This is a genomic window from Methylobacterium sp. WL103 (genome assembly GCF_008039885.1).
Lineage (GTDB): Bacteria > Pseudomonadota > Alphaproteobacteria > Rhizobiales > Beijerinckiaceae > Methylobacterium > Methylobacterium cerastii.
Genome location: NZ_VRUX01000168.1, coordinates 1 through 7,772, shown reverse-complemented (window position 1 = coordinate 7,772; position 7,772 = coordinate 1). Strand labels below are relative to the sequence as shown.

The window sequence follows — 7,772 nt, the reverse complement described above, 5'->3', positions numbered from 1 at the left end:
CCGGGGGCTCGGGCAGGCTCGGCAGCATCGCCGTGATCTGCCGGTCGATCGCGGTGACGTCGTCGAGCTTCGTCGGCGCCGCATCCAGCGGCGTCGCAGGCAGGGCCGAGACGGCCGCCGCCGGCTGCTCCGGGGCGGCCGGCGTCGTCGCGCCCATCAGGCGCTTCAACTCCACGTCGGCGAAATGCGCGAGCTTGCGGGCGCCGGCATGGGTGAAGTGCACGCCGTCGGCGGTGCGCAGCTTGGCGGTCTGCCCGTCGAGGTCCGGCCCGGTGGCGGTGTAGTGGTTGCGGTCGTCGGAGAATCCCGGCCCGACGTCGACGTAGGTGCCGCCGCCCTTGGTGACCGCGTCCCGGATGATGTCGTTGATGCTGCCGAGGTCGCGGGTCAGGCTCTCGCTGCGCATCGGCGGGGTGCCGACCCAGACCAGCGGGATCTTCCGGTCGGCGAACACGTTGACCAAGGCCTCGACGCGGGCGCGGTAGAGCTCGCGCCAGCGATCGGTGAGCGGGTCGAGGGTCTGGTCGCCGTCGCGTATCGGCTGGCGATCGTTGGCGCCGAGCATGACCACGGCGTAGCCGACCTTCGGGTTCGCCTTGAGGTAGTCGTCTGCGGCCTTCGGCCAGTCGATGACGTCCCGGCGCACGAGGCCGCTGTCGCCTTTGGCCCTGTCGATCACCGCGATGTCGGCGCTGTCCGCGAAGACGTCGTCGAGTCCGCGGCTCAGGTGGTCGGCCAGCGAATCGCCGAACACCGCGATCTGCACCTTCGCCTCGGTCTTCTTCAACGCCGGCGTCGGGGCCGCGATCGTGGGCGCCGGCCGGGTCTGCGGTCGCCGGATCTGGCGCGGTGCAGCGTCGGCACCGACCGGCGGGCGCGGACGTGGCGGACGGTAGGTCGGGGCGACCTGGCGCGGCTCGGGCGCGCTCGGCCTGTCCTCCCAGGGCCAGTAGAACTGCCTTCGTTCGGGCTCCGGCGCCGTGGCACGGCGCGGGGCCCGAGCATAGCCGTCGTCCTCGCGGTAATAGGCGTCGCGGCCGCGACGGCGCGGCTGGTCGTAGTTGTCGCCCCACTGCGCCTCGGCCGGCGACGGCGGCAGGAGGACGAGCGGTAGAGCGAGGCCGAACCCGAGCGCCAGGACGATGCGGGGCCCCTTGGCGGTTGTCACAACTCGGTTCGTCGCATCGCGTCTCATCCGCCCTCCGTTCATGCGCCCTCCGGTGCCGCGGACTTCGACCCGCGGTTGAGCATAGCCGAGCCCTTACTGCGCGTCTAAGGCCTGCCCGATAGACGGTCACGGAGCGCCGGCGTCGCGTAGCCGTCGGCGGTCAGGCCCTCGCGGACCTGATAGCGGCGGATCGCCTCGCGCAGCTTCGGGCCCGCCCGTCCGTCGGCCTCGCCGGCATAGAGTCCCTCGCGCGAAAGGCCTGTCTGCAGCGTCTGCAGCCCGGCCTTATCGAGGCGGGAGGCAGCGCTCGGCCAGGGGGCGGCGAGCGGCGGCCCTCCGGCCAGCCGGTCGGCGAGGTGCCCGATGGCGAGGGCATACGAGTCCGAGGTGTTGTAGCCGCGGATCACCTCGAAGTTGTCGGTGATCAGGAAGGCGGGACCGCCGGCGCCGCCGGGCAGGAAGACGGACGCGGCCCCCTTGTCCGGCAGGTCGCCGCCGTCGATGCGGCGCACGCCGCGGCGGGCGAAGTCGGAGAGGTCGGCCGCGTAGCGGGTCAGGTCGAACCGGTCGGGGAGGCGGACCGCGTAACCCCAAGAGATGGCGGAGTTCCACCCGAGATCCTTGAGGTAGGCGGCGATGGAGGCGAGCGCGTCGGCGTCGCTCGTCCAGATGTCGCGCCGGCCGTCGCCGTCGAAGTCGACGGCGTGCGCCAGGAAGGTCGAGGGCAGGAACTGTACCTGCCCCATGGCGCCGGCCCAGCTGCCGAGCATCCGCTCCGGCGCGACGTCGCCGCGCTGCAGGATCGCGAGGGCGGCCAGCAGCTCGTCGCGGAACAGCGTGCCGCGGTGCCGCGCGGCGGCGAGGGTCGCCAGGGCGCGGACCGTTGGTACCGTGCCGCCGCTCGCGCCAAAATCCGACTCGACGCCCCAAATCGCCAGCAGCACCGAGGCCGGGACGCCGTAGCGCGCCTCGATCGCCGGCAGGGCCTGACCGAGCGCTGCGGCACGCGCCCGGCCGCGGGCGATCCGCCCGGGCGAGACCGCGCCGACGAGGTATTCCCAGACCGGCCGCCCGAACTCGCTCTGACCCTTGATCCGCGCGAGGACAGTTGGATCGGGCGTCACGCCCCGAAACGCCGCATCGAAGGTCGCGGGCGTGATGCCCTTCGCCAGGGCGTCGACGCGCAGGGCGGCGACGAAGGCCGGAAACGCATCCGATTGGCCGGCCTTCCCGACAGGGGCGGCCTGTGCCGCGAACGCCCCGGAGGCGATGCAGAGGCCGAGCGCGAGAAGCGCGGCGGGGAACGGGTGGATTGCCATCAGATCCGGTTGCGTTTGGACAAGGCGTCTTCCCAATCGAGCGCCTGCCGGACGATCCCGTCGAGGTCGTCGTATTTCGGGCGCCAGCCGAGGCGGTCGCGGATCCGCGACGCCTCGGCGACGATCCGTGCCGGGTCGCCCGGGCGGCGGGTCGAGACGCGAACCGGGAAGTCCCGCCCCGACACGCGCTTCACCGTGTCGATCACCTCCAGCACCGAGTAGCCGGTGCCGTAGCCGCAGTTCAGCGTCAGGCTCTCGCCGCCGGCGCGCAGGTGGTCGAGGGCGACCCGGTGCGCCTCGGCGAGGTCCGAGACCTGGATGTAGTCGCGCAGGCACGAGCCGTCCGGGGTCGGGTAGTCGGTCCCGAACACCTCGAGGTGCGGGCGCTGGCCGAGCGCGGCCTGGGTCGCGACCTTGATCAGGTGGGTCGCGTTCGGCGTCGATTGCCCGGTGCGCCCCCGCGGGTCGGCGCCGGCGACGTTGAAGTAGCGCAGGATGACGTAGCTGAAGCCGTACGCGGCGGCCGCGTCCCGGATCATCCACTCGCTCATCAGCTTCGAGCGGCCGTAGGGGTTGATCGGGTTGGCGGGCAGGTCCTCCGGCACCGGCACCGTCTCCGGCTCGCCGTAGACCGCGGCGGTCGAGGAGAAGATCACGTGCTTCACGCCGGTGCGGACGGCGGTCTCGATCAGGGCGCGGGTCTTGACCGTGTTGGCGAGGTAGTAGTGCAGCGGGTCGGCGACAGAGTCCGGCACCACGATGCGGGCGGCGAAGTGGGCGATCGCGTCGACCCGATGCTGCAGGATCGTCTCGGTGACGAGGGCGGGGTCGCCGACGTCGCCGCGCACGAGCGGCACCTCCGGCGGCAGCGCCCAATCGAAGCCGGTGGAAAGGTCGTCGAGGACGACCACCTCCTCGTGCCCGGCGTCTTGAAGCGCCAGAACCATGTGGCTGCCGATATAGCCGGCACCGCCCGTGACCAGAACCGCCATCGTCGCCCTTGGAAAGAAATCGCTCGCGCAGGCCTGCGCGAGCTTGCTTTTAACCGATAATGCTCAATCGTGCGCCGCGACGGCCCATGGCCGATCGCTCGCCGTGCTAGTGTTGCCAGGAACGCCCGGCCCGTCCAACTCCCACGTTTGGGTTTTTGCTTGATGAAACCGATCCGAAAGGCCGTCCTCCCCGTTGCGGGCCTCGGCACCCGCTTCCTGCCCGCCACCAAGGCCGTCCCGAAAGAGATGCTGACGGTGGTCGACCGGCCGGTCGTGCAGCACGTGGTCGACGAGGCGCGGGAAGCCGGCATCGAGCACTTCATCTTCGTCACGGGCCGCGGCAAGGCGGTGATCGAGGACCATTTCGACATCGCGTTCGAGCTCGACCGGATGCTGCAGGAGCGCGGCAAGCAGGCCGCCTACGAGGAGCTGAAGCGCGACCTGCCGGCCGCCGGCCAGACCAGCTTCACCCGTCAGCAGGCGCCGCTCGGCCTCGGCCACGCGGTGTGGTGCGCCCGCGAGATCGTCGGCGACGAGCCCTTCGCCGTGCTGCTGCCGGACATGCTCAGTCGCGGCTGCATGGGCCAGATGCTCTCCGCCTACGAGCGGCACGGCGGCAACGTCATCGCGGTAGAAGAGGTCGCGCCCGAGGAGACGCACCAGTACGGCATCGTCAGCGTCGGCGAGACCTTCGGCCAGACCTTCGAAGTCACCGGCATGGTCGAGAAGCCGAAGCAGGGAACCGCGCCGTCGAACTTCATCATCTCGGGCCGCTACATCCTCCAGCCGGAGATCTTCGGAATCCTCGAGCACGGCGAGAAGGGCGCGGGCGGCGAGATCCAGCTCACCGATGCGATGATCAAGCTGATGGGAAGCCAGGACTTCTTCGGCATGCGCTACGAGGGCCGCACCTACGATACCGGCTCCAAGCTCGGCTTCCTCACCGCCAACATCGCCTACGCCCTCGATCGCAAGGACCTCGCAGGGCCCCTCAAGGCGGAGATCGCCAAGCTGCTCGCAGATCACTGAGCGTCGCCGGACGTGCAGCCGGTGCGGGCAGGGTATGCGCGCGCGGTAGGGGGATTTCGCTTGCGCTTTGTGCGCCGCAATCTACTTTGTGCATTGCGGGATCGCGATGGCGTCGCGGTCCGGCAGCCCTTCTTGGGCGTTTCCTCCCTAGACTTCGGGCCGCTCCTTCGGGAGTGGCCTTTTTTCTTGGTCGCAGGGCCGAACGGCATTTCGTGGCGCGCCTGAATCATCAGGCCGTGCGGACCCCTTCCTCGGAACCTCTCCGTCATCCCGAGGCCGCGCAGCGGAGGCTGAGATCCAGAGCCGCCGACGGCGCCAGCTGGAAAATGAACCGTGCTTTTGGATTTCTGGCTCGCCTCCGGCGTCCCGGAATGACGGTGTTGTGCGGGTCGTTTTCCTAGACGCGACCTACTCCGCGGCGATGCCGAGCGGCGTCTCCGAGCCGAGCTCGTCGGCGACCTCCACGATCGCACCCCGCAGCGCCGCGACGAGGCCGGAGAAGCCCTGCGTGATCGCAAGGCTCGCCTCGTTCATGTAGAGGGCGCGGTTGATCTCGATCTGCAGCGCGTGCCGGCCGATGTTCGGCTCGCCGTAATGCTCGGTGATGAAGCCGCCGGCATAGGGCTTGTTGCGCACCACCTTGTACCCGCGGGCGCGGAACGCCGCCTCGAAGGCGTCGATCAGGGCCGGATCGCAGGAGGTGCCGAAGCGGTCGCCGAGGACGAAGTCGGCCCGCGCGTCGTGGTCGCGCCCGAGGCTCGAGGACGGCATCGAGTGGCAGTCGATCAGCAGGCAGCGCCCGAATTCACGAACCGTGCGCAGGATCAGCCCGCGCAAGGCCCGGTGGTACGGCTTGTACAACCCGTCGATGCGCGCCACCGCCTCGTCCACCGGCATGCGGCCGGCATAGATCTCCTGTCCGTCCGAGACGACGCGGGGCACCGTCCCGAGGCCGCCCGCCACACGCATCGAGCGGGTGTTGGCGAAGGGCGGCAGCCGGCCCTCGAACATCCGCGGGTCGAGTTCGTAGGGCTCACGGTTCACGTCGAGGTAGGCGCGCGGGAAGTTGCAGCGCAGAAGCGGCGCGCCGAGCTGTACGACCCCGGCGAACAGCCGGTCGACATGGGCGTCCTCCGAGCGGCGGAGCGCCAGCGCATCGAGGCGCGAGGCCTTCAGGAAACTCTCCGGGTACACCGAGCCGGAATGGCCGGTGTTGAAGACGAAGGGCAGGCTGTGCCGCGTCGGTTCGTCCACGACGAAGGCGGGCGAGAATCCGAAGGCGTCGGTCAGGTGCGGGAGGGGCAGCGTCATCGGCAGGAGGCGCACCGTCGGGGATGGGAACGGCCAACGTCAGGTCACACTGTGCGGCGGCGGCGACGGCCTGTCCACTATGCCAACCGGCCAAGTCGAGCACGCGCGGTGCGGCCTGTCACCTCGCCGGACGACCTAATCCTAACGTTCTGTTTACCGAAGCCGCCCTTTATGAAAAGAACGTTGCGATTCGAGGGTTCGGAACCGTCTGATGAAAATTCTCTTGGCGGAAGACGACAACGACATGCGCCGGTTCCTGGCCAAGGCGTTGCAGAACGCCGGCTTCGACGTGCTGTCGTTCGACAACGGCCTCTCGGCCTACAACCGCCTGCGCGAAGAGCCCTTCGAGCTGCTTTTGACCGACATCGTGATGCCGGAGATGGACGGGATCGAGCTCGCCCGCCGGGCGACCGAGCTCGACCCTGACATCAAGGTGATGTTCATCACGGGCTTCGCCGCCGTGGCGCTGAACCCGGATTCGAAGGCCCCCAAGGACGCTAAGGTGCTGTCGAAGCCCTTCCACCTGCGCGACCTCGTCAACGAGGTCGAGAAGCTCCTGGCCGCTTGAGGCGGCCGGCGTGACGTTCCGGCCATAGGCGTTCGGGACCGTAGGCCGCTATATGGTTCGTGTCATCCGCGGGACGCGAACACGCCAATGCATCCGATCACGATCTACACCACGGCGTGGTGCCCCTACTGCTCGGCGGCCAAGAGCCTGCTGAAGGAGAAGGGCGCCGCGTTCCGGGAAATCGACGTCGAGAAGGCGCCGGGCGAGCGCGCGACCATGATGGCGCGGGCGGGCGGGCGCACCAGCGTGCCGCAGATCTTCGTGGGCGAGACCCATGTCGGCGGGTGCGACGACCTCTACGCCCTCGACAAGGCCGGCAAGCTCGATGCGCTGCTGACGGCGTCGGCCAATGCCTGAGCCGCGCTTCGTCGCCGCCTGCGTGCAGATGCGGTCTGGGCGCAACCCGGCCGCCAACCGCGACGCGGCGGTGGCCGGCGTGCGCGAGGCCGCCTCCCGCGGCGCGCAGTTCGTCCAGACCCCGGAGATGACCTCGCTCGTCGAGCGCGATCGGGCGCGACTGTTCGCCGTGGTTCGCGGCCAGGACGAGGACGAGACGCTGGCGGCGCTTCGCGACGTGGCGCGCGAGACCGGGACGGTGGTGCAGGTCGGCTCCCTCGCCATCCTCGCGGGCGAGAAGGTCGCCAACCGTGCCTTTTTGATCGACGCCAACGGCGCGATCGTCGCGGCCTACGACAAGCTTCACCTGTTCGACGTGGACCTGCCGAGCGGCGAGCGCTGGCGGGAATCCTCGACCTATACCGGCGGCGCCTGCGCCGTCGTGGCGCCGACGCCGTGGGCCGAGATCGGGCTCGGCATCTGCTACGACATCCGCTTCCCGGCGCTGTACCGGGCGCTCGCCGAAGCCGGCGCCTCGGTGCTGACGGCGCCTGCCTGCTTCACCAAGCAGACCGGCGAGGCGCATTGGCACGTGCTGCACCGGGCCCGCGCCATCGAGACCGGATCGTTCATGATCTCGGCGGCGCAGGGCGGGAAGCACGAGGACGGGCGCGAGACCTACGGGCACTCGCTCATCGTCGATCCCTGGGGCCGGGTGCTGGCCGACGCGGGCGGCACCGAGCCAGGCGTGATCCTGGCCGAGATCGACCTCGCCGCGGTGGCCGACGCGCGGGCGCGGATCCCCTCGCTCCAGCACGGGCGGCCCTTCACCGTCGAGCGCGTCGGCACGCCCGGAGCCGCCACGACGTGACGGCATGATCCGGTACAACCTCGTGTGCGAGGCCGGGCACGGCTTCGACAGCTGGTTTCCCTCCTCCGACTCCTTCGACGAACAGGCCGCGCGCGGCTTGGTGACGTGCCCGGTCTGCGACTCGACGCACGTCACCAAGGGCCTGATGGCGCCGAGCCTCGCCCGCACCGACCGGGCG

9 protein-coding genes are annotated in these 7,772 nt (G+C 70.0%); 5 read left to right on the top strand and 4 right to left on the bottom strand.

What is annotated here, in order from left to right; translation table 11 throughout:
* The 3 genes from FV222_RS12285 to galE form a co-directional block, all read right to left on the bottom strand.
* Positions 1 to 1,168: SGNH family hydrolase (locus FV222_RS12285; protein ID WP_348644936.1), on the bottom strand; the 1,168-nt coding region annotated here is incomplete at its 3' end.
* A 104-nt stretch (positions 1,169 to 1,272) separates the two neighbouring features.
* A complete protein-coding gene (locus tag FV222_RS12280) occupies positions 1,273 to 2,487 on the bottom strand; it encodes a lytic murein transglycosylase (RefSeq protein ID WP_147814437.1) in 1,215 nt (404 codons plus the stop codon).
* On the bottom strand, positions 2,487 to 3,479 hold the full coding sequence (galE, locus tag FV222_RS12275) for a UDP-glucose 4-epimerase GalE (RefSeq protein ID WP_147763334.1): 993 nt from the start codon (positions 3,477 to 3,479) through the stop codon (positions 2,487 to 2,489). Before galE ends, FV222_RS12280 begins: the two co-directional genes overlap by 1 nt.
* A gap of 162 nt (positions 3,480 to 3,641) precedes the next feature.
* On the opposite strand from galE, the gene FV222_RS12270 reads away from it, so the two are divergent.
* Positions 3,642 to 4,508 (top strand): UTP--glucose-1-phosphate uridylyltransferase, encoded by an 867-nt coding sequence (locus FV222_RS12270; RefSeq protein WP_147763333.1) that lies wholly within the window; start codon positions 3,642 to 3,644, stop codon positions 4,506 to 4,508.
* Positions 4,509 to 4,916: 408 nt separating this feature from the next.
* On the opposite strand, the gene FV222_RS12265 is transcribed toward FV222_RS12270, so the two are convergent.
* A complete protein-coding gene (locus FV222_RS12265) occupies positions 4,917 to 5,819 on the bottom strand; it encodes an N-formylglutamate amidohydrolase (protein ID WP_147763332.1) in 903 nt (300 codons plus the stop codon).
* Positions 5,820 to 6,030: 211 nt separating this feature from the next.
* Between FV222_RS12265 and FV222_RS12260 the strand changes: the two genes are divergently transcribed.
* From FV222_RS12260 to FV222_RS12245, 4 genes are all read left to right on the top strand, one after another.
* Positions 6,031 to 6,387, top strand: a complete 357-nt coding sequence (locus tag FV222_RS12260) for a response regulator (RefSeq protein WP_147727374.1) — start codon at positions 6,031 to 6,033, stop codon at positions 6,385 to 6,387.
* Positions 6,388 to 6,474: 87 nt separating this feature from the next.
* A complete protein-coding gene (grxC, locus tag FV222_RS12255) occupies positions 6,475 to 6,744 on the top strand; it encodes a glutaredoxin 3 (RefSeq protein WP_147763331.1) in 270 nt (89 codons plus the stop codon).
* Entirely contained in the window at positions 6,737 to 7,594 is an 858-nt protein-coding gene (locus tag FV222_RS12250) for a carbon-nitrogen hydrolase family protein (RefSeq protein WP_147763330.1), read from the top strand. The genes grxC and FV222_RS12250 overlap by 8 nt, the downstream gene beginning before the upstream one ends.
* Positions 7,595 to 7,598: 4 nt before the next feature.
* Positions 7,599 to 7,772: DUF1178 family protein (locus FV222_RS12245; RefSeq protein ID WP_147814435.1), on the top strand; the 174-nt coding region annotated here is incomplete at its 3' end.

Excerpts from the sequence above, each read along its gene's own strand:
- FV222_RS12280 (WP_147814437.1), bottom strand. The coding sequence starts at position 2,487 with ATGGCAATCCACCCGTTCCCCGCCGCGCTTCTCGCGCTCGGCCTCTGC.
- galE (WP_147763334.1), bottom strand. The coding sequence starts at position 3,479 with ATGGCGGTTCTGGTCACGGGCGGTGCCGGCTATATCGGCAGCCACATG.
- FV222_RS12270 (WP_147763333.1), top strand. The coding sequence starts at position 3,642 with ATGAAACCGATCCGAAAGGCCGTCCTCCCCGTTGCGGGCCTCGGCACC.
- FV222_RS12265 (WP_147763332.1), bottom strand. The coding sequence starts at position 5,819 with ATGACGCTGCCCCTCCCGCACCTGACCGACGCCTTCGGATTCTCGCCC.
- FV222_RS12260 (WP_147727374.1), top strand. The coding sequence starts at position 6,031 with ATGAAAATTCTCTTGGCGGAAGACGACAACGACATGCGCCGGTTCCTG.
- grxC (WP_147763331.1), top strand. The coding sequence starts at position 6,475 with ATGCATCCGATCACGATCTACACCACGGCGTGGTGCCCCTACTGCTCG.
- FV222_RS12250 (WP_147763330.1), top strand. The coding sequence starts at position 6,737 with ATGCCTGAGCCGCGCTTCGTCGCCGCCTGCGTGCAGATGCGGTCTGGG.